The 25,727-nt window shown below is 51.2% G+C and carries 26 protein-coding genes and 1 tRNA gene; 7 read left to right on the top strand and 20 right to left on the bottom strand.

What is annotated here, in order from left to right:
• Positions 1–444 carry a DUF305 domain-containing protein gene (locus tag J0M34_00625; GenBank protein ID MBN8542751.1) on the top strand — a complete coding sequence of 148 codons (444 nt, stop codon included), beginning with the start codon at positions 1–3 and terminating at the stop codon, positions 442–444.
• Here J0M34_00625 and J0M34_00620 read toward each other — a convergent pair.
• From J0M34_00620 to J0M34_00550, 15 genes are all read right to left on the bottom strand, one after another.
• Positions 441–2,531 (bottom strand): copper-translocating P-type ATPase, encoded by a 2,091-nt coding sequence (locus J0M34_00620; protein ID MBN8542750.1) that lies wholly within the window; start codon positions 2,529–2,531, stop codon positions 441–443. The genes J0M34_00625 and J0M34_00620 overlap by 4 nt on opposite strands.
• A gap of 116 nt (positions 2,532–2,647) precedes the next feature.
• Positions 2,648–2,905: a DUF2933 domain-containing protein gene (locus J0M34_00615; protein ID MBN8542749.1), complete on the bottom strand. Its 258-nt coding sequence runs from the start codon at positions 2,903–2,905 to the stop codon at positions 2,648–2,650.
• A gap of 18 nt (positions 2,906–2,923) precedes the next feature.
• Positions 2,924–3,259 carry a hypothetical protein gene (locus J0M34_00610; protein ID MBN8542748.1) on the bottom strand — a complete coding sequence of 112 codons (336 nt, stop codon included), beginning with the start codon at positions 3,257–3,259 and terminating at the stop codon, positions 2,924–2,926.
• 21 nt (positions 3,260–3,280) lie between these two features.
• Positions 3,281–3,697: a heavy metal-responsive transcriptional regulator gene (locus J0M34_00605; GenBank protein ID MBN8542747.1), complete on the bottom strand. Its 417-nt coding sequence runs from the start codon at positions 3,695–3,697 to the stop codon at positions 3,281–3,283.
• A 43-nt stretch (positions 3,698–3,740) separates the two neighbouring features.
• Positions 3,741–4,616 (bottom strand): hypothetical protein, encoded by an 876-nt coding sequence (locus tag J0M34_00600; GenBank protein ID MBN8542746.1) that lies wholly within the window; start codon positions 4,614–4,616, stop codon positions 3,741–3,743.
• Between the two features lie 10 nt (positions 4,617–4,626).
• Entirely contained in the window at positions 4,627–5,073 is a 447-nt protein-coding gene (locus J0M34_00595; protein ID MBN8542745.1) for a hypothetical protein, read from the bottom strand.
• Positions 5,074–5,088: 15 nt separating this feature from the next.
• Positions 5,089–8,211, bottom strand: coding sequence for an efflux RND transporter permease subunit (locus J0M34_00590; GenBank protein ID MBN8542744.1), 3,123 nt, complete (start codon positions 8,209–8,211; stop codon positions 5,089–5,091).
• A gap of 2 nt (positions 8,212–8,213) precedes the next feature.
• Positions 8,214–9,179, bottom strand: a complete 966-nt coding sequence (locus J0M34_00585; protein ID MBN8542743.1) for an efflux RND transporter periplasmic adaptor subunit — start codon at positions 9,177–9,179, stop codon at positions 8,214–8,216.
• A complete protein-coding gene (locus J0M34_00580) occupies positions 9,176–10,396 on the bottom strand; it encodes a TolC family protein (GenBank protein ID MBN8542742.1) in 1,221 nt (406 codons plus the stop codon). Before J0M34_00580 ends, J0M34_00585 begins: the two co-directional genes overlap by 4 nt.
• 61 nt (positions 10,397–10,457) lie before the next feature.
• Positions 10,458–11,012 carry an RNA polymerase sigma factor gene (locus J0M34_00575; GenBank protein ID MBN8542741.1) on the bottom strand — a complete coding sequence of 185 codons (555 nt, stop codon included), beginning with the start codon at positions 11,010–11,012 and terminating at the stop codon, positions 10,458–10,460.
• Between the two features lie 11 nt (positions 11,013–11,023).
• Complete coding sequence (locus J0M34_00570; protein MBN8542740.1) at positions 11,024–11,461, bottom strand: periplasmic heavy metal sensor; 438 nt, start codon at positions 11,459–11,461, stop codon at positions 11,024–11,026.
• Entirely contained in the window at positions 11,458–11,790 is a 333-nt protein-coding gene (locus J0M34_00565) for a hypothetical protein (protein ID MBN8542739.1), read from the bottom strand. Before J0M34_00565 ends, J0M34_00570 begins: the two co-directional genes overlap by 4 nt.
• Before the next feature lie 51 nt (positions 11,791–11,841).
• A complete protein-coding gene (locus tag J0M34_00560; GenBank protein MBN8542738.1) occupies positions 11,842–12,462 on the bottom strand; it encodes a cation transporter in 621 nt (206 codons plus the stop codon).
• Entirely contained in the window at positions 12,459–15,707 is a 3,249-nt protein-coding gene (locus J0M34_00555; protein ID MBN8542737.1) for a CusA/CzcA family heavy metal efflux RND transporter, read from the bottom strand. The genes J0M34_00560 and J0M34_00555 overlap by 4 nt, the downstream gene beginning before the upstream one ends.
• Before the next feature lie 17 nt (positions 15,708–15,724).
• Positions 15,725–16,618 carry an efflux RND transporter periplasmic adaptor subunit gene (locus tag J0M34_00550; protein ID MBN8542736.1) on the bottom strand — a complete coding sequence of 298 codons (894 nt, stop codon included), beginning with the start codon at positions 16,616–16,618 and terminating at the stop codon, positions 15,725–15,727.
• On the opposite strand from J0M34_00550, the gene J0M34_00545 reads away from it, so the two are divergent.
• Positions 16,582–17,100: a hypothetical protein gene (locus tag J0M34_00545; GenBank protein MBN8542735.1), complete on the top strand. Its 519-nt coding sequence runs from the start codon at positions 16,582–16,584 to the stop codon at positions 17,098–17,100. The genes J0M34_00550 and J0M34_00545 overlap by 37 nt on opposite strands.
• A 259-nt stretch (positions 17,101–17,359) precedes the next feature.
• Here the strand turns inward: J0M34_00545 and J0M34_00540 are convergent.
• Positions 17,360–17,435 (bottom strand) — tRNA-Ala (locus J0M34_00540).
• Positions 17,436–17,486: 51 nt separating this feature from the next.
• On the bottom strand, positions 17,487–18,509 hold the full coding sequence (locus J0M34_00535; protein ID MBN8542734.1) for a hypothetical protein: 1,023 nt from the start codon (positions 18,507–18,509) through the stop codon (positions 17,487–17,489).
• A 199-nt stretch (positions 18,510–18,708) separates the two neighbouring features.
• On the opposite strand from J0M34_00535, the gene J0M34_00530 reads away from it, so the two are divergent.
• Positions 18,709–19,587 (top strand): hypothetical protein, encoded by an 879-nt coding sequence (locus J0M34_00530; GenBank protein ID MBN8542733.1) that lies wholly within the window; start codon positions 18,709–18,711, stop codon positions 19,585–19,587.
• Here J0M34_00530 and lepA read toward each other — a convergent pair.
• Positions 19,584–21,389: an elongation factor 4 gene (gene lepA / locus J0M34_00525; GenBank protein MBN8542732.1), complete on the bottom strand. Its 1,806-nt coding sequence runs from the start codon at positions 21,387–21,389 to the stop codon at positions 19,584–19,586. The genes J0M34_00530 and lepA overlap by 4 nt on opposite strands.
• A 109-nt stretch (positions 21,390–21,498) precedes the next feature.
• Between lepA and J0M34_00520 the strand changes: the two genes are divergently transcribed.
• The 4 genes from J0M34_00520 (at position 21,499) to J0M34_00505 (ending at position 23,959) form a co-directional block, all read left to right on the top strand.
• Positions 21,499–22,146, top strand: coding sequence for a hypothetical protein (locus tag J0M34_00520; protein MBN8542731.1), 648 nt, complete (start codon positions 21,499–21,501; stop codon positions 22,144–22,146).
• A gap of 75 nt (positions 22,147–22,221) precedes the next feature.
• Positions 22,222–22,848, top strand: a complete 627-nt coding sequence (locus J0M34_00515) for a polyisoprenoid-binding protein (GenBank protein MBN8542730.1) — start codon at positions 22,222–22,224, stop codon at positions 22,846–22,848.
• Complete coding sequence (locus J0M34_00510; protein MBN8542729.1) at positions 22,848–23,411, top strand: cytochrome b; 564 nt, start codon at positions 22,848–22,850, stop codon at positions 23,409–23,411. The genes J0M34_00515 and J0M34_00510 overlap by 1 nt, the downstream gene beginning before the upstream one ends.
• Entirely contained in the window at positions 23,411–23,959 is a 549-nt protein-coding gene (locus J0M34_00505; protein ID MBN8542728.1) for a YceI family protein, read from the top strand. The genes J0M34_00510 and J0M34_00505 overlap by 1 nt, the downstream gene beginning before the upstream one ends.
• Here J0M34_00505 and J0M34_00500 read toward each other — a convergent pair.
• Both J0M34_00500 and J0M34_00495 read right to left on the bottom strand, forming a co-directional pair.
• Positions 23,956–24,585, bottom strand: coding sequence for a glutathione S-transferase family protein (locus tag J0M34_00500; protein MBN8542727.1), 630 nt, complete (start codon positions 24,583–24,585; stop codon positions 23,956–23,958). The genes J0M34_00505 and J0M34_00500 overlap by 4 nt on opposite strands.
• Positions 24,586–24,605: 20 nt before the next feature.
• On the bottom strand, positions 24,606–25,709 hold the full coding sequence (locus J0M34_00495; GenBank protein ID MBN8542726.1) for an alkene reductase: 1,104 nt from the start codon (positions 25,707–25,709) through the stop codon (positions 24,606–24,608).
• Positions 25,710–25,727 lie beyond the last annotated feature (18 nt).

Below are 25,727 nucleotides of genomic sequence, written 5' to 3'. Positions count from 1 at the left end.
ATGAAATCGCCTTATAAGCATTTGGCGGTGATGACGCTCGTGCATATTGCCATCATGTATGTGGCGATGTTTGCGATGATTAATCGCGGCTCGTATTTCTACAATAACACTAACATGTTTTATATGGCGGTGCTGATGGCCGCGCCGGTGACGTTATTCATGCTTATTTCGATGCGACATATGTACCCGAATCAAAAACTGAATGTCGCTCTTTGCATCGGTTTTGCTTTCCTCACTCTGGCCTCGTACGGTGCTATTCGCACGCAAGCGGCGGTGGGCGATAAGCAATTTCTAAGGGCGATGATTCCGCATCATTCCGGCGCAATCCTGATGTGCCGAGAAGCTGACATTAAGGATGCGGAAATTGTAACGCTATGCAAAGGCATCATCGAATCACAACAACGCGAAATCGATCAGATGGAAGGTATTCTGAAGCGGCTCTAAAGCTGTATATTCCGAAGTCGTAGGCTATTCACGATCACCGATACCGAGCTTAAGGCCATTGCAGCACTTGCAATGACAGGGCTTAGGAGTAAGCCAAAGAACGGATAGAGAATGCCCGCTGCCACCGGAACACCTAGCGCATTATAGATAAAGGCGAAAAACAGGTTTTGGCGGATATTTCGCATGGTCGCATGGCTTAAGCGGCGGGCGCGGACAATGCCGATCAAGTCACCTTTTACGAGCGTCACACCTGCGCTTTCCATTGCAACATCCGTGCCGGTTCCCATTGCAATGCCCACTTGCGCCTGCGCCAGTGCTGGCGCGTCATTCACCCCATCACCTGCCATTGCCACTTTGCGGCCTTGCTGCTGCAACTGTCGCACTACCTCGCTCTTGCGTTCCGGCAGCACTTCCGCTTCCAGTTCATCAATGCCAAGCTGTTTGGCGATTGCCTCAGCCGTTGCCTTACTGTCGCCAGTTAGCATAACAATACGCAAGCCTTCAGCTTTCAGCTGCTTCAACGCTTCCGGTGTGGTGGGCTTGATTGGATCGGCTACGCTGATAACGGCAGCCGCGTTGCCATCAATGGCGGCGAACATAGCGGTTTGGCCTTTGGCGCGTAGTTGCTCGGCATTGGCACTAAGGGGTGCAGAATCAATCCCCAGCGACGACAGAAGTGTTTTATTGCCAAGCACCAGGCTATGGCCATCAATCGTGCCTTTAACGCCTTTGCCGGTGATAGAAGCAAAATCCTGCACGGAGGCAAGCACGATCCCGCGATCTTCCGCGCCCTTCACAATAGCAGAAGCCAGCGGATGTTCGCTGCCTCTTTCTAAACTGGCAACCAGCCGCAGCGTTTCGTTTTGATCGAAACCGGAAACCGTCACCACTTCCATGAGCTTTGGTTTGCCTTCGGTCAGTGTGCCGGTTTTGTCGATAATCAGCGTATCGACTTTCTCCATGATCTCTAAGGCTTCGGCGTTTTTAATCAACACACCTGCATGTGCGCCTCGGCCTGTACCCGCGATAATCGACATGGGCGTTGCCAATCCCAAGGCGCACGGACAAGCAATAATCAGCACGGCTACCGCATTAACGATGGCGTAAGCCAGTTTCGGCTCCGGCCCCCATACTCCCCAAATCATCGCCGTTACAATGGCAATCAACATAACTACCGGCACAAAATAGCCTGATACAGTATCAGCCATGCGCTGAATCGGCGCACGACTGCGTTGGGCTTTAGCAACCATATCTACGATTTGCGCCAGCATGGTTTCATTACCAACCCGCTCGGCACGCATGGTGAAACCACCTGTTCCGTTAAGCGTCGCGCCTATCACCTTGTCACCGGTATTCTTTTCCACCGGCACGGATTCACCCGTGACCATCGATTGATCGATGCTGCTGTGGCCTTCCACCACCATACCGTCCACCGGCACTTTCTCACCGGGACGCACGCGCAGTAAATCTCCTTTATGCACTTGGCTTAAATGCACATCTTCTTCTTTCCCATCGGCGCGAATAATCCGTGCCATTTTCGGCGCGAGGTCAAGTAACGCACGCATGGCATTGCGGGCTTGATTGCGGGCTTTGAGTTCTAGCACTTGGCCCAACAAAACCAGTGCAGTAATCACCGATGCGGCTTCAAAATAGATATCAAGCATTTGTCCGCCCGCGAAGCGCATTGCGGCTTCGGGAAATACTGTGATAAGCACGCTATAAATATACGCTACGCCCACCCCTAGCGCGATCAGCGTAAACATATTCAGGCTTTTATGTCTTACCGATTCCGCTGCACGCTCAAAGAACGGCCAGCCAGCCCATAGCACCACAGGTGTTGCCATGAGCATCTGAATCCACTTCGCTAGTTGGGAATCCAAAAACTCATGAGATAAACCGGGAATCAGGTGCGCGCCCATTACAACCAATGCCAGCGGGAATGACAACACCGCCGCCACCCAAAATCGGCGTGTCATATCTACCAGTTCCGGGTCTAGGCCTTCATCCAGTGACACGGTTTCAGGTTCAAGTGCCATACCGCAGATCGGGCAGTTGCCCGGCTGCTTTTGCCGCACCTGAGGGTGCATCGGGCAAGTGTAAATTACGCCCGCTTTCTCAGATGCGGCAGTTGCAGCTGCTTCGGTAGGTTGATGCTTATGGTGTGAGCAATGCCCACCGTGATGGGATTCCTGTGGGTGATTCATCAATGACAACCGCCTTTATGTTCGTTCTTATCATCCTTAGTCTGCTCACCTCCCTTAGAATGGTCATTATGGTTATGACCACCGTGCATGAAAAAATGCATGAGCGGGCAAAGCAGAATAAACAGAAATGGCAATGCTCCAAGCAAGTGCTGCTGATGCCATACAATCAAGTACACACCAAGTGCAGCAAGCGCGATCAGTATTGCAATACCCTTCGGGCTTTTCCACCAAGGGCATGTGGGACGTAATTTTTCCATACGTTTTATCCTTCAATTTTAATGGTGTGCAGTGTGGTCTGTCGCGGGTGTTGACTGCTTAACGGCTGGGCTTGGAGATTTTCCCTGCTTCATTTTCGCGCACATCTGGCATTGTTCACCCTCTTTCATGGAAGACATGCCTTCCATTTTACCCATGCACATTTTACACATGCCGTCCTTACAGCATTTGCATTCACCAGATTTGCAGCATTCACCGCATTTTCCGTCTTTGCAGCACTCACATTTTTCACAACACGGCATCTTCATATCCATACCAGACATTGAACCCCCTTGCGTGTTGGCGCAGGCGGTAACAAAAACAAGCATGATGACAGGTAATAATCTCTTAAACATGGTAGCCTCCTATAGATTGGTTTATCGGTTGATATGCCCCAAAATGGGGCAAGAACTTACTGAGGTGTCATCAGCTGGGCATTGCTCGACCAAGGCACTCAGTATTCTTTTAACTTCTTTAAGCTCACGAATCTTCTGCTCGGCTTCGATGATTTTGCCAGTAGTGTGTTTCAGCACTTCCGCGCAAGTTGCCTTGTCAGAACGATTCAACGTGAGCAGTTGGCGTATTTCTTCTAGTGTGAAGTTGAGGGTTTTTGCACCCTTGATGAATTGTAGGATGCGCTCGGCATCTTCTCCATAAATCCGGTAGCCAGACTGAGAACGGCTGGCTGCTTTAATCAACCCCATTTTTTCGTAATAGCGGAGCGTATCGGGGCTAACTCCTGTACGCTCCGCTAATCGTCCAACCGTCAGTAATTTTGTTTCTTTACCTTTCATACTACCGATCCTACACCTTGGAGCATACTCCAAGGTCAAGAGGTTATTTGACCATCACGCCAAATGGCGCGAATACATCCTTTCCGCTGATTCTCACCTGCGCGAATAACTTCACAAAACCCGCTTTTTCTGGTTCGATGTGGAATTCCAGCTTGGGTCCGCCGCGCTCGGTGTCGCTCGTGGGTTCTTTACCCATCGGATGGATATGCAGGACGGAATTATAATCTTCCGTGAATCCCACCACATGCGCGAACGCACCCATCACTGGCTCTAATTGATTGAAGGGCTTTCCATCTTTGGTAATGGTGATATTGCCCATCACTGCGCTACCCGCTTTAGGTTCGCCATCCAATGCAAGGGTGAAGGTGTATCCGTCCACCGCACTGGTCATAACGGTGGTTTTACTGATGGTGGCTTTTTCCTTTGCTGCGCTCCCCATATCCGCCATCACATACTCCTGCTTGCCGGTGGCAACTGGAATCACATCCGCCCATACGCGGTAGCTGTCATTTTTCTTCGGCGTGAAATCAAACACGAATTCACCCGCATTTTTACCGGCGACAGGGTGGATATGGTGATAATCGGTGAGTGATGGGTCAACGATCAGCAAATGTAGTTTCTTGGTATGCGCCTCTTTAAGGTCATCAAAAGAGATAGGCTTGCCATCTGCCGCAGCATTGAGCTTCACAACCACTTGAGTAGCCTTACCCGCTTGAAATGGGGCTGCTGTTTCCAAAGCAAGTTTTACAGTGTTCTTGGCAGCCATTTCATCGTGTGCGCCGCCGCCATGCCCCATCGCATCATGCGAGGTGGCGGTAGGCTGGGCTTGGCTGTGACCGCCAGCATGATCGCCAACAGCAAAAGCAGCTGTGCCAGTGGTTAAAATGGTGCTGATAAGCAGTGCGTGAAGTGGTTTCATGGTATCACCTTTATTTTACGTTAGATTCAACAAGTTTAAGCGCACCTTCAGCCTTTTTGAATTCGGCTTTGGTTTTCTCTGCGTCTTTGGCATCAGCCGCACTATGTACCTTGCCCAGTTGGGTGCTCAGTTGCTTAAGCGAAGCCTCAAGACGGGTTTTCTGATCGCCTTCCGACCCTGTTTTTTCCTTTAGTGCCTTAATGCTGGCTTCGATCTTTTCAATTTCATCGTGCATGGCATCGTGCTTGTTCTCACTGATCTGCGTGCTGATGGTTTTCATGCCCGCCTGTATTTCCATCAACGCGCCCTTAGCATCGGTTGCTGTGACAGCGGCTTTTGAATCAACGGCAGGGGCTTCTGTATGCTGCCCTTCGTGTTTTTCATCACCATGCGCCAGTGCAGGTTGCTGGAAACCTATCGTCGCCAGTATCGCTGTGGTAAGTAGCAGTTTTTTCATATCATTCTCCTTGGGTTAATGAGTGATTGCCGCTGGCAGTAAGCTGGCGACAGGTTTTTTGCCGAATTTCCAGAACACCAGCGGACGCACGGTGAGGTCGAGCAAAGTGCTGGAAAACAGCCCGCAGAAAATCACCACCGCGACAGGATGCAGTATTTCACGTCCCGGCTCATCGGCGGCGATAATCAGCGGAATCAGGGCAAGCGAAGCGGTAAGCGCAGTCATCAACACGGGGATAATCCGTTCCGATGTGCCGCGATAAATCATGGCAAGGTCAAAGCGTTCGCCCTCATGCTCCATCAGATGCAGATAGTGCGCGATCATCATAATGCCGTTACGCGCCGCAATGCCGGTGAGCGTCACAAAACCCACCATTGTCGCAATCGAGAATACGCCGCCGGAGAGCCACACACCGATCACCGCGCCGATAAAGGCAAGCGGAATGGATACCATCACCTGAAGCGCAAGGTTGGCACTCTTAAAATGCACGAATAACACCATAAACATGCCAGCCAGCGAGAACAGGCTTAACACGGCAATCAGGCGCGAGGCAGTGGCTTGGCTTTCAAACTGCCCACCATAGGTGACGTAATAACCTTGTGGCAGATGCACCTTACTATCTATCGCCGCTTGTACCTTCTTCACCACGCCCACCAGATCACGCTCGGCAACGTTGGCCTGAATTACGATGCGCCGCTGGGCGTTTTCGCGGTTAATGATATTCGGCCCTTTGGCATCCTGCACATTGGCAATCGCTTGCAGCGGAACAACATTACCGTCCTTGGTATCCACGGGAATTTGCTTAATCGCTTCGATGTCACTGCGCGAGGCATCGGAAAGGCGCATCACAATGTCATAGGTGCGCTGGCCATCCAGCACTTGCCCCACAGCTTTACCCTGCATGGCAAGCTCGGCATATTCCGCCGCTTCGCCAGAAAGGAGGCCATAGGTGGCGGCTTTCTCACGATCAAACAGCACATGCACCTGCGGGATAAGCACCTGCTTTTCCACCGACAGATCCACCACACCTTCTACTTCACTCATGGCCACACGGATTTCTTCGGCTTTCGCACGAAGCACATCCAGATCAGTGCCGAATAGCTTGATAGCAATTTGCGCCCGAACACCGCTCATCATGTGGTCAATCCGGTGTGAAATAGGCTGGCCGATATTGATCGCAATGCCTGGGATTTCATCCAAGCGGGTGCGAATGTCCGCCAGAATTACGGCGCGGGAACGCTTCGATTCCTTCAACTCTACCTCAATCTCACTGGAATGCACGCCTTCCGCATGGTCGTCGCGTTCGGCACGTCCTGTGCGTCTTCCGGTTTCAGTGGCTTCGGGTACTTGGCGAATCAGGTTTTCTGCAATCGTGCCTATACGGTTGGATTCAGCAAGGCTGGTTCCGGGCGGGGTCAGTATATTGATCGTCACCGAGCCTTCATTGAATTGCGGCAGGAATTCTTTACCGAAAAATGGCACCATCGCCAGCACGGTGAAAGTCAGAACCGCAACTGCCGTGAGTACGGTTTTGCTGTTCGGAAAGGCAAAGTTTAGCACGCGAGTCTGAATGCCCTTGATTTTGCGTAGCAGCCAGCCATCATGCTCCGCACTCATGCGTTTCATGTTTGGCAACAGGTAAGAGCAAAGGGCTGGTGTCAGCGTGAGCGATACGAACAGTGAAGCAATGATAGACGTGATATAAGCAATGCCGAGTGGAAGGAAGATTTTACCTTCAATACCGCCCATCGCAAACAGCGGAATGAACACCAGCACCACAATAATCGTGGCGAATACGATAGAGTTTCGCACCTCGCTGGATGCCTCGTAGATCACTTGCAGCGGATTGCGCGGCTTTTCTGCATGACGGTTTTCACGCAAGCGGCGGAATACATTTTCCACGTCCACAATCGCATCGTCCACCAATTCCCCAATCGCCACAGCCAAGCCGCCCAGCGTCATGGTGTTAATGCTCATGCCAAACATTTTGAACACAATCGCTGTGAGTACAAAAGAAAGTGGTATGGCGGTGAGCGTGATGAAGGTGGTGCGAAAGTTAAGCAGGAATAGGAACAGCACGATGGCAACCAGTATCGCCCCATCGCGCAAGGCTTCTTCGACGTTCTTGATAGCGCGTTCGATGAAACTGCCTTGTTTGAAAATATCACCGTGGATTTTTACGCCTTCGGGCAAGTTTTTCTGAATGCTGGCAAGCTCGGCCTCAATCGCCTTGGTGAGCTTAATCGTATCTGCTCCGGGCTGCTTCTGAACCGAGAGAATCACCGCAGGGCTGCCGTTGACGCTGGCATCGCCGCGTTTTGCCAGAGGGCCACCCAGCTTAATATCCGCCACCTGATCGAGCGTCAGCGGCGTTGGGCTGCCGTTATCTTTCGGCAATGGCGATTTTGCCAAATCATCCAGCGTTTTTACTCTGGCGATATTGCGAATTAACCCTTCCTGATAATCAGAAAGCAGGAAGCCACCCGTCGCGTTGATATTGGAACCGGCAATCGTGGCTTCCACGTCATGAAGCGTCACGCCGTAGTTCTTGAGTTTCAGAGGGTCAACCAACACCTGATACTGCTTCAAATCCCCGCCGATGACCGATACTTGCGAAATGCCGGAAATAGAAAGCAAGCGGTTCCTGATATCCCACTCCGCTATGGTGCGTAAATCCATGTTGCCAATCTCAGGATTTTCGCTGGTCAATCCCACCAGCATGATCTCACCCATAATGGAGGAAATCGGCCCCATCACAGGCCGCGCATCCTGCGGCAAGGTTTCCTGCGCTTGTTGCAGCTTTTCTGCGACAATCTGGCGGGCGGTGTAAATATCCGTATCCCAGCCGAATTCCACCCACACAATTGAAAGCCCGATAGCCGAAGCAGAGCGCACGCGCTCTACACCCGTGGAGCCGTTTACCGCCGTTTCAATCGGCCATGTTACCAACGCTTCCACTTCCTCCGGCGCAAGCCCTTCAGCTTCGGTGAAGATGGTCACGGTGGGACGGTTTAGGTCAGGGAACACATCCACCGGCAGTTTGCTGATGACGAACACGCCATACACCAGCAGCATGGCGGAAGCCGCTACAACCAGAAGCCTGTTTTTCAGTGAGAATTGAATGATCGCGTTGAGCATGGCTATTCCTTATGCTCTTCTTTATGTTCATCCTTCTTCGGCTCGGAAGACTTGGCAAATTGCAGCTGATAATTCCCTACGGTCACAACTTCCTCATCAGGGAACACGCCTTCCAATACCTCGCGGTCATTGCCGAATTTTGCACCCAGCTTCACACTGCGCCGCTCGAAGTCGTTGCCGCTGCGAACAAAGACAAATTGTTCACCGCTATCGCCCAATATTGCTTTCACCGGCACGGTGAGAATATCGGTGGGCGTAGTGATCTCAATCGACAGCACCACTTGCATATTCGCCAGCAACTTGCGCTCCGGGTTATTCACCAGCGCATAGACATTGAAGGTACGGCTTCCGCGATCATACGCGCCATCCATGCGTTGCACCTTGCCAAGCAAGGAGTCGCTTCCAAGCAAGCTGCTGGTGACGCGCACATTTTGACCAACCTGTATCTTGGTAACATCGGGCGTTTCATACATCACGCCGCGCACCAGCACTTCGCTGGAATCGCCCACCTCCATTAAAGCCGCTTCCGGCGTAACGGACTGGCCAAGCACCACACTCTGCTTAGTAACATAGCCCGTGATGGGAGATGGAATTGAAACCGGAGAACTTCCCACAAAAATAGGCTGTATTGTGAGCAAGCTCTGGCCTTTTTTTACCATCTCTCCCACCTTAATGTGAATTTCCGACACGCGGCCAGCAGCGCGGGAAGTCACGATGGCTTGGCGTTCTGGCAGGAATTCGATAATTCCATTCACGTCCACCGAAGCAGCGCGAGGCGCGATAACGGCCTTCATTGTCTGAATACCAAGGTTATTGATCGCGGTAGCGGAAAGCGTCACCGTGCTAACGACACCGGCACCACCTTCTGTGCCGGGTGCTTCGGCGTGATCTTCTCCCTCATGAGCAAATGCCTGATTAAACAGGCCAAGCCCTACGATAAGAATGACTGTGGCTATCGTTTTCTTCATTTGATTTCCTCTAGTTTTCCGCCAAGCTCCAGTTCCAGTGCGCCGCGTGCATTTACCGCTTGTGCCAACGCATCGAGAGCCTCGTTCTCGGATGCAAGTAATTTCTCACGCACCTGCCACACTTCCAGCGCATCCGCTTGGCCTTGGCGGAACATGCTGCGGGTGAGTTCATACGATTTGCGATATCCGGGCAGGATGCTCTCAAAATAGCTATCGGCACGGTCTTGCAAGGCGGCGGCACTCTGCTGCAATTCATCAATTAAGTCTTTTTGCGGGAGGTTTACGAATAAATCTGCTTCGGACTTTGCTTGGCGCAATTCCGCATTGGCACGCTTGCGCTCGGCATCATTCTGATTCCATAAGGGGATACGCAGGGCAATGCCCACGCCATAGGATTTTTCATCGCCATCCGGCGAGCGCGAATAAATCAGTCGCGGCCCGATTTCCGGCAGCGCGGCATCTTGCTCCGCTACACTTAGGCGGCGTTCGGCGGCATCAATTCGGCTTTTTACAACATTACGCAGGTTGGATTGCTCTTTAGCAAAAGTCAGTAGCTTCTCGGTGTCCTGCGGCACGGCTACAAAAGCAGGGCGTTGCAGTTCTGCCATCTGGTAGCTTCGTCCCGTCAATCGTGCCAAATCGCTACGCACCTGCCGCAATTCCGCTTGGACTGCGTTGGCATCGGCGCGAAGTTTCGCGGCATCTGAGGAAAAGAGGTGTGAGGCGGCGGGGCTGGTTTGTCCTTGCCCTGCGGACGCGCCTACCAGTTTCTTCATTTTCTCTGCATCATCGGCATAACTCTCATAGAGCTTTTTGCGCTCGGAAAGCAGCCAAACCTGCGTGTAAAGCACGGTAGTTTCGTTGATGACTTTTAGAATTTCATATTTCTGTTCGGTGCTGGCGACATTAGATAACGCACTTGCATAGCCATAGCGTGCGCCGGAAAGCTGGGAGAATTTCAAAGGCTGTGTAAGCTCAATGTCTGTGCCTGTGCCGTTCTCACCGCTGGCGCGGGTTGCGTCGATATTGAATTCTGGATTATCCAGCAGTTTAGTTTCCGTGGCAGTTGCCAGCTTGTCTTCATATTCCCGTTGCACACGGAACAGGCTGGTATTTTTCTGCAAGCTCTCCTTGATAACCTGATCGAGCGTGATGGATTCAGCCATTGCCTGAACGGGCAATATCGCCAGTGTCGCTATAAGTAATAATCGCTTCACGCCATCCTCCGCTAATGTTCAGAGGTAATACGAAGCAAAACCAGCCATCCCTCAAAAAATATCATCGTTTTTTGAAGATTTTTTCTTCCAATAGCTTACGGGCGCGATAGACGCGGGTTTCAACGGTTTTTGCTGTTACTCCAAGCAATTCCGCGCATTCTTCCTGCGTGCGGTCTTCCAGCGCAAAAAGTATTAACGCAGTCTTAAGTTTATGCGGCAGTGATTCAACGGATTGGTTGATATGCCGCACGGCCTGATTCGATTGCGCGATAGCTTCGGGGTCTGGTGCGGCATCGGCAAAATCAAAGCCGGAATTATCGTCATCCATTGAGAAGAAATGCACCAGCTTCTTCTTACGTCCATGATCGCGGCAAAGATTGAGGGCGATCTGGAAAAGCCATGTCGAGAATTTGTATTCAGATTTGTAGGTGCTGGCAGAAAAATAGAGTTTGGTAAAAGTTTCCTGCACCAGATCATAGGCCACGTCTTCATTGCCAACATAACAGCGTATAAATGCAAAAACGCGGTGTTTATACCGCGCCATCAGTTCATTGAGGGCGGGATTCTCTCCGTCCTGCAACTTCTCAATGAGTTCTTGATCTGTGCATTCCTTCATGCCGCCGCGCTTTATGGGTTATGAGTGAGCGCGTCAGTCGTAAGGCTATTCAACTTCTTTCGCTGTTCTGGTGTCAGCACGCTGTGCATTTCAAACAAATGCTCAAGCGTCACTTTTTGTAATTCGCCCATCGCTGTATGGATTTTATCGACCGATTGCTGCACGCGTGGGGAATAGTTGCCATCCTCGTTAATGGCTGTAGCCAGTTCGCGGTTGGCTTGATGAATTTCTGCTTCCAGTGTCTTTTTGCGCTCTGCAAATCTTGCCTCAATCGGTTCCAGATTTTTGTCTTGCTCTGCCGTTATATTGAGTTGTTCATGTAGCCATTGATGCGGGTCATGAGATGTTTTACCATGTCCCATAAATGAATTTCCCACCATCCAGCACGCGCTGAAGGCTAAAGCTGCGACAATCAGGCTGAGGCGGAGATCACGGTAAAATCGTTTCATAAACGCTCATAATTGGGAGTGATAGAAGCCAAAGCAATAATCTTCGGCTTAAAAACTTTGAAATTCAGCATTTCCGCCGCATCTGGCGCAGGGGATTGCAATGTGCCAAGGCCGATGACAACGCCAAACACAGCGGCTATCATCACTGGTGCAAAACGGTGCTGCCTTGGAAAAAGAGATGCTACCAGCCCCTCAAGGAAGCCTACCGGCTGCTCAGATTTTTCCGCCACAATTCGCGCCCATACATCACTTTCCAGATGTTTTAGGTGGTTGCTGGCTGGCGCTTCTTTTTTCAGAAAAGCCAGTATATTATCAATTTGTTTGGTCATAAATACCTCGCTGTTATCTATACCCTAATACGAACGAGTTATCCATATCCCTTAAGAATGTTCGTTCATTTCCTGCTTTGCTAATTTTATAATCCGCCATGAGCCTGACACGGCCAGCCAGCCAAGAATGGCGGCGACGATAATATCTGGCCAGATGGTGCTGGATGCGAATACGCCAGCAGCGGCGATCATCACTGCGATGTTGCCGATGGCATCGTTGCGGCTACATATCCATACGGATTCGCGGTTGCTATCGCCGCCACGGTATTTATAGAGCAGCACCGCGCAGCCGACATTAGCCGCCAGTGCAACCGCGCTGATAACGGCCATAATGAGGGGTTCAGGCATTTCAGGCTGTAGGGCGTGGTGGAGCGTTTCAAATGCCACCCACAGCCCCACCAAGCCCAAAGAAATGCCTTTGAACAGCGAAGCCTTAGCACGCTTGCGAAGTGACTGATCCAGCACATAGAGGCTGATGCCGTAATTGGCAGCATCGGAAAGAAAATCTGCGCTATTGGCCAACAGCGAAACGGAATGCGCGGCGTAGCTTGCCACCATTTGCGCCACAAACATCACCGCGTTAGCAATCAAACATATCCACAGCACCTTGCGGTATTCTGCCGATACGACTGATTGCCCGCTGTTATTGCAATGATTGTGGCAGCCGCTCATAAATCTCCTTTCGCCAGCAGGTCACGGGCGAGGTTGAACCGTTTGTAAATGGCGGGAAGCACCAGCAACGTCAGGATGGTTGCGGTGATGAGTCCACCGATCACCACGGTTGCCAGCGGTTTTTGCACTTCCGCGCCAGCACCCGTGGCAATCGCCATCGGCACGAAGCCCAAGGAAGCAACAAGCGCAGTCATCAGTACGGGGCGGAAGCGGGAAAGCGCACCTTCGATGATGGCTTTATTCGCCTCGATACCTTCACGCACCAGCTGGTTGATACGGGTAATCATCACCAGTCCGTTCAGTACCGCCACGCCCGAAAGCGCAATCAAGCCCACCGCCGCCGAGATAGAGAACGGCATCCCGCGCAGCCAAAGGGTGATAATGCCGCCCGTGAGTGCCAGCGGCACGCCAGAGAACACCAGTAAAGCTTGTTTGACTGAGCCAAGCGCGGTGAATAGCAACAGGAAAATCATGAAGAAGCAGGCTGGCACAACAACACTGAGCCGTGCTTTAGCTTCCTCAAGGTTCTTGAATTGCCCACCCCATTCCAGCCAGTAGCCAGCGGGGATTTGCACCTTGCTGCCGATAGCGGCTTGTGCGTCCTCCACAAACGAGCCGATGTCGCGCCCACGCACGTTGGCTTGCACCACCACGCGGCGTTTGCCATTCTCGCGGCTGATTTGGTTGGGTCCGTCCGTCACTTCCAGCTTCGCCACCTGCTTGAGCGGAATATAAGCTGGGCGGCTGTGCGGCTGGCCACCGATGCGGTCTGACATATTATCGTCATCCACTGGCAGCAGCACGGGCAGGTTTTCCAGCACCGTTAAATCCTGCCGCATGGCATCGGGCAAGCGCACCAGAATATCGAAGCGACGATCCCCTTGGAACACCAAGCCAGCCTCGCGGCCTCCTACAGCAATCGCCAGCACGTCCAGCACATCACTGACATTCAGGCCATAACGGGCGATGGCGTTTTTATCCAACTTCACTTCCAGCATGGGAAGACCGCTGGTTTGCTCCATCTTTACATCCGCGCTGCCTTCAATGGATTTTAGCGTCTGCACCAGCTGGGCGGCGGTTTTCTCCATCACGGCGAAATCATCGCCGTAAATCTTCACTGCCACATCTGAACGCACACTCGAAATCAGCTCGTTAAAGCGCATCTGAATCGGTTGGGTGAACTCGTAGTTATTCCCTGGAACATCAGATACAGCCTTATTAATTTTGCGGATGACTTCAGATTTTCTGATACCAGAATCTGGCCACTGGTCTTTATCTTTCAGGATAATGAACGTGTCGGATACGTTCGGCGGCATCGGGTCAGCAGCCATTTCCGCCGTACCCGTTTTAGAGAATACAAACTCCACCTCTGGCACACTGCTCACGGCGCGTTCCACGGCGAACTGCAATTCCTGCGACTGCGTGAGTGAGGTGGAAGGAATCCGCATCGCGTTCATGACAATGTCTTTTTCATCGAGCGTTGGGATGAATTCCTGCCCCATCGTGGAAAAAAGCACGAGTGAAAACACGAAGCCTGCCGCCGCTGCGCTGATGACTTTCATCGGCGCACGCAATGCCCAATGCAAGGCAGGTTCGTACCACCCTTTGCTTTTGGCAATAATACGGCTTTCTTTCTCCTCCACTTTACCTTTCACAAAAATAGCAATCATGGCGGGAACGAACGTAAGCGACAAAACGAATGCGGCAATCAGCGCAAAAATAACCGTCATCGCCATCGGCTCAAACATTTTGCCTTCCACGCCGCTGAATGTCAGCAGCGGGATATACACCATGATGATAATCGCCTGACCGAACACGGAAGGCTGAATCATCTCTCGGCTGGCCACCATCACCTCATGCAAGCGTTCTTGCAGGGTGAGTGTTCGGCCTTCATGGTGCTGGCGGTGCGCCAAGCGGCTCAGGCAGTTCTCGGTGATAATTACCGCACCATCAACAATTAGTCCGAAATCAAGCGCACCAAGGCTCATAAGGTTGCCGCTGATGCCAGCGCGAATCATACCCATGCTGGTCATCAGCATCGAAAGCGGGATAACAAGTGCAGTAATCAGCGCGGCGCGGAAATTGCCAAGGAGCGCAAACAAAATCACGATGACGAGCAATGCGCCCTCAGCCAGATTCTTCTGCACTGTGCCGATAGTGCGATTCACCAGCTTGGTGCGGTTCAGCACCGTTTTAGCGTGGATGCCAACCGGCAGCGATTTGTTAATCTCCGTGATTTTTTCATCCACCGCTTGCGACACCGTGCGGCTATTCTCGCCAATCAGCATGAGTGCCGTGCCAACCACTACTTCATAGCCGTTTTCAGAAGCTGAACCCGTGCGGAGCTCCTTGCCGATACCCACGGTAGCGATGTCTTTCAAGTAGATGGTGATACCGCCACGATTCACCACCACGATATTGCCGATCTGCTCGGCGTCCTCGATACGGCCATCTGCACGCACCACATAAGCTTCGCCGCTGCGCTCGATATAACCCGCGCCAATGCTGGTGTTGTTGCGCTCCAGCACGTTCACCACATCCGAGAAACTAAGGCCAAGCGCCACCAGCTTTTCGGGGTTGGGCTGCACATGATATTGTTTCACATAGCCGCCGATAACATCGACACCCGCCACACCTTTCACGCCTTTCAGCTGAGGGCGGATAATCCAGTCCTGCACGGTGCGGAGATAAGAAGCCAGCTCCACATCGGTTTTTAGCCGCTGGCCTTCGGGCGTGAGGTAGCTGCCATCGGATTGCCAGCCAGCCTTACCATCTTTGATCTCTGCGCCTTTGCCGCGTGGATGTTCATATTCCACTGTCCACATGTAAATCTCGCCAAGGCCAGTTGAGATTGCGCCCATCTTCGGGTCAACGCCTTCTGGCAGGCTCTCTTTCGCTTCTGCAATACGTTCATTCACTTGAGCGCGTGCGAAGTAAATATCTACGTCATCGTGGAATACGGCAGTTACCTGAGAGAATCCGTTGCGCGAAATCGAGCGGGTATATTCAAGACCAGGAATCCCTGCCAGTGCAGTTTCCACTAGGAATGTCACCTGCTTTTCTACTTCCATCGGAGAAAAAGCAGGCGCAATTGTATTGATCTGCACTTGATTATTAGTGATGTCAGGCACAGCATCAATCGGCAGGTTCTTAAGAGAGTAAATCCCAAACACTGCGACCGCTGCCGTGAGTAGCGCAATCAAATAGCGGTGATGCAGGGAGAATCCTAAAATACGCTCAATCATGACTTATCTCCCAATGTTCAATCTGTATCTTCCACACCGGCTTTCCCGATGTCGGCTTTCACCACGAAGCTGTTTTTAGCTACATAGCGTTGACCTGCGCTCAGGCCGCTTTTAATTTCCGTCCATGTCGCATCGCCCATACCTGTTTCCACGGGCTGCGCTTTGAATGTGCCAGCATCCTCTGCCACAAACACCACGGTGTTGCCTTCCATGCGCTGAATGGCTTCGGTTTTCACCGCAAGCGGGGCTTCTTTTTCAGACAGCACCACATACGCACGGATATTCATGCCCGAACGCCAGTGATTATCGGTATTCTCAATCACCGCACGCGCCACTACCGTCTGGCTAGAGGCTTCGGCGGTAGGTAATACCAGCGCAATCGTCGTGTCGGTATTGATAGGGTCATCAAGGCATTGGATACGCACCTTCTGGCCAGCTTTGAGCTTTTCGCCATCTTTGGAGAAAATGAATAATTCCACCCATAACTTGCTTAAATCCGCCACCACGAACAGCGGCGTATCCGCCGCCAATTCACCTACATTGGCATTGCGAGTTATGATGTTGCCAGAAACGGGCGACTTGACCGCATAGACTTGCAGACTGTCGTTACTCTCCACCGTGGCCAGCGTGTCACCAGCTTTCACCACTTCGCCCGGTTCTTTCACCACGCTACGGATTACACCGGGGAAGCGTGCCTTCACTTGCGCGGTGGTATTCTGATTCAGGGTCACGCGGCCACTGACGCTAACGGTTTCCTGTACCATCGCGCTGCCAGCTTGCAGAATCTCGATATTCAGGTTCTTCACCGCATTGTCGCTGATCGTACTTTCCTCTGCATGGCCGCCTTCTTCGCCACTATGCCCGTGGCCATTGGTTGCTTCACAGAGGTAAAGTCCTGGTTTGTAAAGCAAGTGATATTGGTGGAGGAAACTTCGCAGGAAACAGCCCAGAGAAAGCAGCTGACAGATTTGCGGCTGCATTGTTAATGCCGCATTCAATCTTAAAACCAAAGTTACATAAAGCACCGAAGCTAGACTTCGCCTTTATTGACCAGATGGCGCAAGATTTTAAAACTAGTAGAACTGCGATGGCTATACGAATTATAGAAAGCGGAACATTTCCAGCACTGCTAGTTTGTCATGGACATGGGGGCAGGAAATGGTTCGTGCGCCCGTCCAACTTACCAGACTACTATTTCCCGCAGGATGAGCTAGATCCCGAAAGTTTTGCCTTTGATATTTTGTTTGGCAGCGCAGCGGAAGACGTGAGACCAAGAAAAATCGGAGCAGATGCTTGGTTCGGTTTCCGCAATGCAGACCGCTACGAAATTCACGAACAGAGCGTTAGAGTCATGAATAATGATATACTAACACTACTGCAATTTAAGGCTTAATAGTCGAAGGCAGATTTCAAATCTGATTTAATAGCAGCATTCTAGCTAACAAAGGTCAATTTCGGGACAATTAACTTTTGTCCTGGCCACATCAAAAAAGTCAAAGTTCAGTAGATCTCCAACAACAAGAGACGAATTGAAGAAATGGGCATAAATTGCTCAATTTCACCATATCTCTACTTAACTCTAGAATAAAAAGACCGCGGAACGTGCGGCCTAGGGGCATCTATCGAGAAATACTGTGAGGAGATAAAAAGGTTGGTGGAGCGTAGGAGAGTCGAACTCCTGACCTCTTCCATGCCATGGAAGCGCTCTACCAGCTGAGCTAACGCCCCACAAAGGGAAGGTTTGACTAAACGGTTTTTTTTAGCGGCGCAAGCCCTTGTTTAGCGCAAAGAGAGCATCTTTGCGGTGATTTTCTCGTTCGCACTACCCAAAACCTTCAGGCTCACTGCCTTATATTTTGCGGGGACTGCCGTGATCTCAAACGAACGCGTCTGGTTAGTGCCGCCGCCCAATACTGCCGAGAAGATATTTGCTGCCGTTTCTACGGCTACACCTGCATCGGTCGAGGTGTTCTCAATCGTACCGAATGTATCACTCGAAGAAACAGGCTGGCCGAAGAGAATCGCGCCATTGGCCGAGCTGAATGTGCCGCCCTGCCCGCCAATAATTCTCACACCGCCGCCAGGAGGCACCGAAATACCCTGCCCAACTTCAACCGCCGAGGTGGTGATGCCCGCATGGCCACCCGCTTTATTGGCAAAGTCCACTTGATAGGTCACAAACACTACCGGTATTTTATTTTCTTCCGCGAAGTTAATCGCCGCCACTTGCGGATTGCCAAATCCGAAGCCACCCGAACGACCCGACTCACCCGTGAAATACAGCCCTTCCATATTGGAAGGCGCTACATACGTAATCGTCGCATCAGCACCTAAGAATGACGACTCTTCACGTAATGGTGATTTCTCTTTATTCGCGTTGGCGTAATCACGATTTTTGAGCAACTCGCCACGATCCGCCACCGTGTAGCCACGCTTTTCTAGCTGCGCGATGAAATCAGCATACGCTGCATCGGTGATTTCCTGCATCAACGCTGCATCTACCCCTTTAAGGTCGACTTTTGCGGTCGACTTACCGCCAAACCCACCGCCCATCAGGCCACCCGATGCTTTGTTGGATGCTTTGGTTTCCTCAAGGAATCCTACTTTAAATCCGCCAATCACCACCTGCTTCACGTTCTTGAATGCACCTTCTGTCTGCACATCATAATCGGCAGCCGTACCAAGACCAAATAATCCACCACTACGCGTCTCTGCCTTTGTGCCCTTGTCGGTGCTTTGCACTGAGCATGCAGCAAGTAAGATAATCGAGGTTGAAATAAGCAGCGCTTTGGTGAACTTCATGGTAATCTCCGTTGTCTATGAATGTCAGTTCGTCAACAAAGCAGATTCAGCAGAGATGGCAATGAATTTTCTTAGTTATCATCACCCCTTTCTATCGCCCTATCCAATCGATTGATGATATCGCCAATATTCATCAAATCTTCATATTGCTGACTACCCAATAAACTATAATCAAACTGCCAATTTCTATTGGGAGAAGATGGTTACGCAGACGCCACAACAACAGACAGAGAAAACAAACGACTCGGAACATGTTAAGCCGAGCGCTCTAGATGTATTACGCCAAAACACACCAAAAATACTGACCGACAACGCGCCACGCGTCGTCGCTGGCTTTAAGATTGCAGGCTCCGCAGCAATGATTGCTACTGGCAACTGGGCGTTTCGCGTTGCAGGCAGCATGTTCATCCTCGGCAATATCGTTATGTCGATTTTCGGACAAAAGAAAACCGACGAAGAACGTGAAAAATTACAGAACCAAGAAGCAATTGCTATAAAATCGCCCAGTAATAATCCTTTCCTTAATCATATGGGTAAGGTAGTGAACCCGCAAAAATACCCGATTGAATCCGCATTAAGTATCTTCTCAGTTGGCAGTATATTCTGGGCATTATCGGGGCTTGTAAAAGGTAAAGGCGGTAGTCTGGGTGGCGGCCTTTTCAGCATGGCGTCGGACTTGAACGGCGCTTTGAATAAAGAAAATACGGACGACGACCGCAGACTAAAAGATCTGCATTCGCCTCAAGACTGGTTTCAGTATTTCAAGAATCGACCTATTCTTACGTCTTCGCTGTTAAATATCGGTGCGGATGTAACAACCGCAGTCGATGGCATCAAGCATTTACGCACTGGCAACCCCTTCCAGCTTGTCGCAGGCCTTAGTATTCTCTGTGGAAATATATTTCAGGCGATTTATGTCAATAAGAACGATTATAATATCGAGAAGCGCAAACCTCTAAAAGATACAGCAGCGCAACTACCATTAACTCAAGCAGCAACCAGCGCCCCAGCTACGCGAATAGACACTGTTTCTCATGAATCATTGCTGCAACTAAACCAAGCACAACAGCAGCGTTAGTTATCATCACCCATTTTGAGTGCCGCAATGAAGGCCGATTGTGGGATTTCGACATTCCCAACTTGGCGCATGCGTTTCTTACCTTTTTTCTGTTTCTCAAGCAGTTTGCGCTTACGGGAAATGTCGCCGCCATAACACTTCGCGGTTACGTCCTTACGCAAAGCCGAGATAGTCTCACGCGCAATAATTTTTCCGCCAATCGCCGCTTGAATAGCAATCTGGAACATGTGTCGTGGAATCAGTTCTTTGAGGCGACCACATAGAGCACGGCCACGCGGGTCAGCCTGCGAGCGATGCACGATGATACCCAGCGCATCAACGGGCTCACCATTCACCAGAATCGACACTTTCACCAAATCCGACTCGCGGTAGCTGTCGATATGATATTCGAAAGAAGCATAACCGCGAGTACCCGATTTCAAGCGGTCATAGAAATCGAACACTACTTCGTTGAGCGGCAATTTATATTCCACCAATGCGCGCGAACCTACATACGTCAGGTTCACCTGCTGGCCGCGTTTTTCGGTACAAAGCGCCAGCACGTTACCTAGATATTCATCTGGCACGAAGATGGTCGCATGAATCCATGGCTCTTCCTGCGTTTCAATATACGTCACATCAGGGTAATCGGCAGGGTTATGAATCTCGACCTCACGCCCATCGGTCATTTTCAATTTATAGACCACGCTTGGCGCAGTGGTAATCAAATCCAAATCGAATTCGCGCTCCAAGCGCTCTTGGATGATCTCAAGGTGCAAGAGTCCCAAGAACCCGCAACGGAAACCAAAGCCAAGCGCATTGCTGCTTTCCGCTTCGAACTGGAAACTCGCATCATTCAGACGCAGCTTGGCGAGCGATTCTTTGAGGTTCTCAAAGTCCGCCGACTCGGTGGGGTAAAGACCGCAGAACACCACGGGCTGCACAGGCTTAAAGCCTGGCAATGGCTCACTTGCCAGATTTTTTTCATCGGTAATCGTGTCACCCACATTACAGTCGGCAACCAGTTTAATGCCCGTTTGGATATAACCAACTTCACCAGGGGTGAGTTCATTCACGGCCAGTTTTTTCGGCGTGAATACGCCCACTGCTTCAACGGTTTGTGTAACACCAGCATTCATGAAGCGAATCTTCTGGCCTTTTTTCATCGTGCCTTCAAATACACGCACCAGAATGATCACGCCCAGATACGTGTCGTACCAACTATCCACCAGCAGCGCTTTAAGAGGCGCATTCGCATCTCCCTTGGGGTGCGGGATACGCTGCACAATCGCTTCCAACAAATCAGGGATACCAAGACCCGTTTTGGCACTCACTCTCAGCGCGTCGGTACAATCAATGCCGATCATATCTTCCACTTGCTGCGCCACGCGCTCTGGCTCGGCTGCGGGCAAGTCGATCTTATTCAAGACTGGTACAATCTCGTTATTATTATCGAGCGCTTGGTACACGTTGGCGAGCGTTTGCGCTTCCACACCTTGCGACGCATCCACCACCAGCAACGAACCTTCACATGCCGCCAAGCAACGGCTCACTTCATAGGCAAAATCCACGTGGCCTGGGGTATCCATCAGGTTCAGCGTGTATTCCACCCCGTCCTTCGCCTTGTACTTCAGGCGTACTGTCTGCGACTTGATGGTGATACCGCGCTCTTTCTCGATATCCATGGTATCGAGCATCTGCTCGGTCATCTCGCGGGCTTCCACGGCGTTAGTGGCCTGAATGATGCGGTCAGCCAGCGTTGACTTGCCGTGGTCGATATGGGCGATAATCGAGAAGTTGCGTATCTTGGTAAGTTCCGTCATGGGCGCGGTTTTATAGGAAATGGAAGGGGTTGCAAGTCCTAAAACGTCATCAAACTGTCACACAACGTCTTAGGTAAAATGGCTAGAATGCAAAGGAATGGAGAATCCTATGCAAGAACCTAAAGAGACTGCACCTGTTGCTCAAGAAATCGCGATGGATGCGCTAGCACCCGCTCCCGCACCTGTTGCAGAGCCTGTAGCAGCGCCAACCCCAACGCCTGCGGCAGTCGCTGAAGCCACTCCAGCGCCCGTCGCACCCGCTCCATCACAACCATCCGCTATGCCGATTGAAAACCCACCCACACTTGCCCCTACCCTTAGCGCGCAAGAAAAAGAGGTGATGTACGGTGCACTACGCAACAAAATTAAAGGCAGTGCCACAACGGTAGGCGGCGGCCTTGGTACGCTCGCTGGTCTTGTTGGCGGCGGTATCTTTGCATTGGTTACGAAAAGCAAAATCAAAGGCAAAGCGAACGGTATGCATTGGTCGCTTAAAACCCTGCTGCCTGCGGTAGCTATTGGCGCGATTGGCGCTGTGGTAAGCCGTATTACTTGGGGCAAAGGCGAGGCTGATAAAGCCATCACCAACCTTGAACAGCAAATTTCAGCACTGCCACCCGAGCAGCAAGCTGCCGCCTATGAGGAAATTCGCGGTCATTTGGGCGTTAATAACAATACGCCTAAAACCTCGGTTGCTGCGGATACCGCGCAAATTCAGCCAATGCAGGCTATGCAGTCCGCACAACTGGGCGCATAAGACCGTTTCTGTATTCGCTATTTACTTTTTAGCCCATAAAGCTAGCCTTCCTCCACATTCACATTTGGAGGTTTTATGCGCCATTTTCTTGCTACTAGCACTGTATTAATGTCCCTTTCCACTGCTGCATTCGCTGCTGGGGAATGGACACCACCCTCCACCGCACTCGATAAAGTACCAAGCGGCATTTATACGCTCGACAAATCGCACGCCAGCGTCACCTTCACGGTTAAGCACCTTGGTTTCTCGAACTACACCGCCCGCTTTGATGGAGTAGATGCCAAGCTGGACTTCAACGCTAAAGACGTCACCAAAAGCAAGCTAGAGGTGACGATTGACACAGGCAGTGCCAGCGTGAACAACCCCAAAATGGAAGAAAAGTGGGATGGCCCAGCATTCTTCAATATCGCCCAATTCCCAACAGCTACCTTCAAAGCCACAAAGATCGAAAAAACGTCCGATACGGAAGGCACCATTACGGGTGACTTTACTATGCTAGGCGTTACCAAGCCTGTCACCCTGCGCACCACCTTTAATGGCGCTGGTTTCAACCCTTACGCAGCAGCCAATGTGCTAGGCTTTAGTGCTATTGGTAAACTGAATCGCTCAGATTTTGGCTTGAAAGAGTATTTGCCAGCCGTAGGCGATGAAGTTAAGTTCTACGTCGAAGTGGAATTTAACCAGCCGGCGGAGAAAAAATAATGTCACAGGAGCGCTATCATCGTGTTGCCGTATTCCTGCACTGGGTAATCGGCCTTTCAATTATTTTGATGATCGCGCTCGGGTTGGTCATGGAAGATATTAAGCCGATCTCATTGCGGATCGACGCTTATGGCTTCCATAAATCGCTCGGTATAACGATATTATTCCTCTCTCTCTTCCGTGTGTATTGGCGGCTCACTCACCCCGCGCCCGCACTGCCAGCAGGCATGAAATCGTGGGAAGTGCTCGCATCTAAAGCGACGCACATCGCTTTCTACGCGCTCATCATCATCATGCCGCTTTCAGGTTGGCTGCTGGTTTCAGCATCAGGCAAGTATCCTACCATTTTCTTCTGGTTATTTGAAATGCCGCACTTACCTGTCACGGGTCAGAAGGCATTGGGTAAACAGGCATACGAAATCCATGAGCTCACCACGCAATGGATTGCGATACCGCTTATCGCGCTGCATGTCCTTGCCGCGCTCAAGCATCACTTCATCAATCGCGATACAGTGCTGACGCGTATGTTGCCACGCTTTATCGCGGTGAAGCTGGGGCGTTAATGAAACGCACGCTTCTAGCGTTAGCCTTTCTACCAAGCCTTGCTATTGCGCAAGAATGGCAGGTGGACCCTGCCAAATCATCGCTCACATTCACTGCCGAACAAGCGGGTGATGTCTTTGGTGGCGGCTTCAAGCGCTTCACACCTGCCATCACTTTTGATGCAACGGCACTCGACAAAACCAATATTCGCGTGAGCATCGACCTAACATCCGTTGAAGTCGAAGGCAGCGACAGACAGGCCGAGATTAGTAACACCGAATGGTTAGATACTAAGCAGTTCACCAGTGCTGAATTTTCCGCCACCAGCGCACGCAAAGAGGGCGACCACTACATCGCCGACGGTACGTTGAATCTGAAAGGCATCAAAAAGCCTGTATCGTTGAATTTCTCGCTAAGTGAAGCAAATGGCACAACCACTGCAAAAGGAACGGCGCAGTTCAATCGCCGTGATTTTAATGTGGGTGCTGGTAGCGAATGGGAAAGCGACCAGTGGGTCGCCTTCCCTGTTCACATACAATTCACCATTGTCGCAAAGCCCAAAAGCTAGGCCGCTTTTTTCGCACTCTTTTCTGCATCCACCGACGACACATAGCTCTCACGGCTACGAATCTTCTCCAAATAAGCGGTGGTTTTCGCACCAAACGTAATCTCTGGTGAAATGAGCGGCGACCAACTAGCAATCACGCTCAACAAAATATCGCCGACTGTAATCGTATTGCCCGCAATATATTCCTGCGTTGCTAAAACAGACTCTACTTCTGCCCAATATTTTTTAATCGCAGCAACGCCCATTTGGTAAAACTCATTCTCTGGCGCCTTGTCACCAAGCTTGCCTTTCATGCCAAACAAACGACCATAGACTGGGTGCAACGTGCTATTGCCAAACGCCAACCACTCCATCGCCTTGGCACGCTCCCAGCCCGAAGAGGGCAACAACGAACTTTCGTGCGTTTCTGCAATATATGTCAAAATCGCTGCACCTTCGCGCAGCACCTTTCCATCCACCACCAAAATAGGAACCGACCCGCGCGGGTTCAGTTTCATATATTCAGCATTGCGTGGATTGGCTTTGATATCTTCTTTGATCAATTCAAACGATGCGCCCACTTCACGCAATAACACGTGCACCGCAAGTGAGCATGTACCTGGTGCAAAATACAGTTGATAGGTCATAAAATCCTCCTTGGTTAACGTTAAGCAGCTTGCGCGTTGAGAAATGGATAATCCGTGTAGCCCTTCTCTGCACCACCATAGAACGTTGCGCGGTTGTAGGGGTTAAGCTCTGCACCGCGTGCAATACGCTCTGGCAAATCAGGGTTTGCTATGAATGGACGACCGAAGGCAACTGCATCCACCTGTCCGCTTTCTACGGCCTGTTTAGCACTTTCAGGTGTATATCCACCTGCCGACATAAATACACCTTTGAAATGCGCGCGGAATAGTTGCGACGTCGATGGCGCATCCGCATTGACCGCATCACTGCCGCCTGCAGAGGTTGCGCGTGGCTCAATCACATGCACATAGGCAATACCTCGAGCAGAAAGCTGATCAAGCACGTAAGTGAACAGTGCAACAGGGTTGCTATCGCTCATATCGCTGAACGTTCCGTAAGGCGACAAACGCACACCCACGCGCCCCTTACCCCACACACCAATCACTGCATCGACGACTTCCAGCAATAGTCGCGCACGATTTTCAATCGAGCCACCATATACATCGGTGCGTTTATTCGTACCGTCTTGCAAGAACTGGTCGAGCAGATAGCCATTCGCGCTATGCACTTCAATGCCGTCAAAGCCTGCTTCTTTTGCATTCTGCGCGGCCTTTACATAGTCAGCGACCAGCGCAGGCAACTCGGAGGCCTCAAGTGCTCGCGGCGTTTCATAAGGCACTTGCTTCCAATCTGCTGTGAAGGTTTTGCCACTTGGCGCAATCGCCGAAGCGGAGACTGGTAGGCCACCATGGAAGGAAGAATGCGAAATGCGCCCAACATGCCAAAGTTGCAAAAAGATTTTGCCACCTTGCTTATGCACCGCGTCTGTCACCAGTTTCCAGCCCTCCACTTGCTCAGCCGAGTGAATGCCAGGCGTTGCGGGATAGCCTTGGCCTTGCGGCGAAATCTGCGTGGCTTCCGCAATGATCAACCCTGCGCTGGCACGCTGCGCGTAATATTCAGCATTGAGCGCATAAGGAATATTTCCTGGCTGCTTCGAGCGCATGCGCGTTAGCGGCGCCATGATAACACGATTCGCTAATGTTATGTCCCCAAGCTGCATCGTATCAAGTAAAGTCGTCATATCGAATCCTTTCGAAAA

The sequence above is a fragment of the Alphaproteobacteria bacterium genome (genome assembly GCA_017302575.1).
In the GTDB taxonomy this organism is placed as follows: domain Bacteria; phylum Pseudomonadota; class Alphaproteobacteria; order Rickettsiales; family UBA3002; genus JAFLDD01.
This window is presented reverse-complemented; position numbering and strand designations above follow the sequence as displayed.

What these genes read in the sequence shown, in the direction of transcription:
- J0M34_00625 (MBN8542751.1), top strand. Translation starts at nt 1, where the DNA reads ATGAAATCGCCTTATAAGCATTTGGCGGTGATGACGCTCGTGCATATT.
- J0M34_00620 (MBN8542750.1), bottom strand. Translation starts at nt 2,531, where the DNA reads ATGCACCCTCAGGTGCGGCAAAAGCAGCCGGGCAACTGCCCGATCTGC.
- J0M34_00615 (MBN8542749.1), bottom strand. Translation starts at nt 2,905, where the DNA reads ATGGAAAAATTACGTCCCACATGCCCTTGGTGGAAAAGCCCGAAGGGT.
- J0M34_00610 (MBN8542748.1), bottom strand. Translation starts at nt 3,259, where the DNA reads ATGTTTAAGAGATTATTACCTGTCATCATGCTTGTTTTTGTTACCGCC.
- J0M34_00605 (MBN8542747.1), bottom strand. Translation starts at nt 3,697, where the DNA reads ATGAAAGGTAAAGAAACAAAATTACTGACGGTTGGACGATTAGCGGAG.
- J0M34_00600 (MBN8542746.1), bottom strand. Translation starts at nt 4,616, where the DNA reads ATGAAACCACTTCACGCACTGCTTATCAGCACCATTTTAACCACTGGC.
- J0M34_00595 (MBN8542745.1), bottom strand. Translation starts at nt 5,073, where the DNA reads ATGAAAAAACTGCTACTTACCACAGCGATACTGGCGACGATAGGTTTC.
- J0M34_00590 (MBN8542744.1), bottom strand. Translation starts at nt 8,211, where the DNA reads ATGCTCAACGCGATCATTCAATTCTCACTGAAAAACAGGCTTCTGGTT.
- J0M34_00585 (MBN8542743.1), bottom strand. Translation starts at nt 9,179, where the DNA reads ATGAAGAAAACGATAGCCACAGTCATTCTTATCGTAGGGCTTGGCCTG.
- J0M34_00575 (MBN8542741.1), bottom strand. Translation starts at nt 11,012, where the DNA reads ATGAAGGAATGCACAGATCAAGAACTCATTGAGAAGTTGCAGGACGGA.
- J0M34_00570 (MBN8542740.1), bottom strand. Translation starts at nt 11,461, where the DNA reads ATGAAACGATTTTACCGTGATCTCCGCCTCAGCCTGATTGTCGCAGCT.
- J0M34_00565 (MBN8542739.1), bottom strand. Translation starts at nt 11,790, where the DNA reads ATGACCAAACAAATTGATAATATACTGGCTTTTCTGAAAAAAGAAGCG.
- J0M34_00560 (MBN8542738.1), bottom strand. Translation starts at nt 12,462, where the DNA reads ATGAGCGGCTGCCACAATCATTGCAATAACAGCGGGCAATCAGTCGTA.
- J0M34_00555 (MBN8542737.1), bottom strand. Translation starts at nt 15,707, where the DNA reads ATGATTGAGCGTATTTTAGGATTCTCCCTGCATCACCGCTATTTGATT.
- J0M34_00535 (MBN8542734.1), bottom strand. Translation starts at nt 18,509, where the DNA reads ATGAAGTTCACCAAAGCGCTGCTTATTTCAACCTCGATTATCTTACTT.
- J0M34_00530 (MBN8542733.1), top strand. Translation starts at nt 18,709, where the DNA reads ATGGTTACGCAGACGCCACAACAACAGACAGAGAAAACAAACGACTCG.
- lepA (MBN8542732.1), bottom strand. Translation starts at nt 21,389, where the DNA reads ATGACGGAACTTACCAAGATACGCAACTTCTCGATTATCGCCCATATC.
- J0M34_00520 (MBN8542731.1), top strand. Translation starts at nt 21,499, where the DNA reads ATGCAAGAACCTAAAGAGACTGCACCTGTTGCTCAAGAAATCGCGATG.
- J0M34_00515 (MBN8542730.1), top strand. Translation starts at nt 22,222, where the DNA reads ATGCGCCATTTTCTTGCTACTAGCACTGTATTAATGTCCCTTTCCACT.
- J0M34_00510 (MBN8542729.1), top strand. Translation starts at nt 22,848, where the DNA reads ATGTCACAGGAGCGCTATCATCGTGTTGCCGTATTCCTGCACTGGGTA.
- J0M34_00505 (MBN8542728.1), top strand. Translation starts at nt 23,411, where the DNA reads ATGAAACGCACGCTTCTAGCGTTAGCCTTTCTACCAAGCCTTGCTATT.
- J0M34_00500 (MBN8542727.1), bottom strand. Translation starts at nt 24,585, where the DNA reads ATGACCTATCAACTGTATTTTGCACCAGGTACATGCTCACTTGCGGTG.
- J0M34_00495 (MBN8542726.1), bottom strand. Translation starts at nt 25,709, where the DNA reads ATGACGACTTTACTTGATACGATGCAGCTTGGGGACATAACATTAGCG.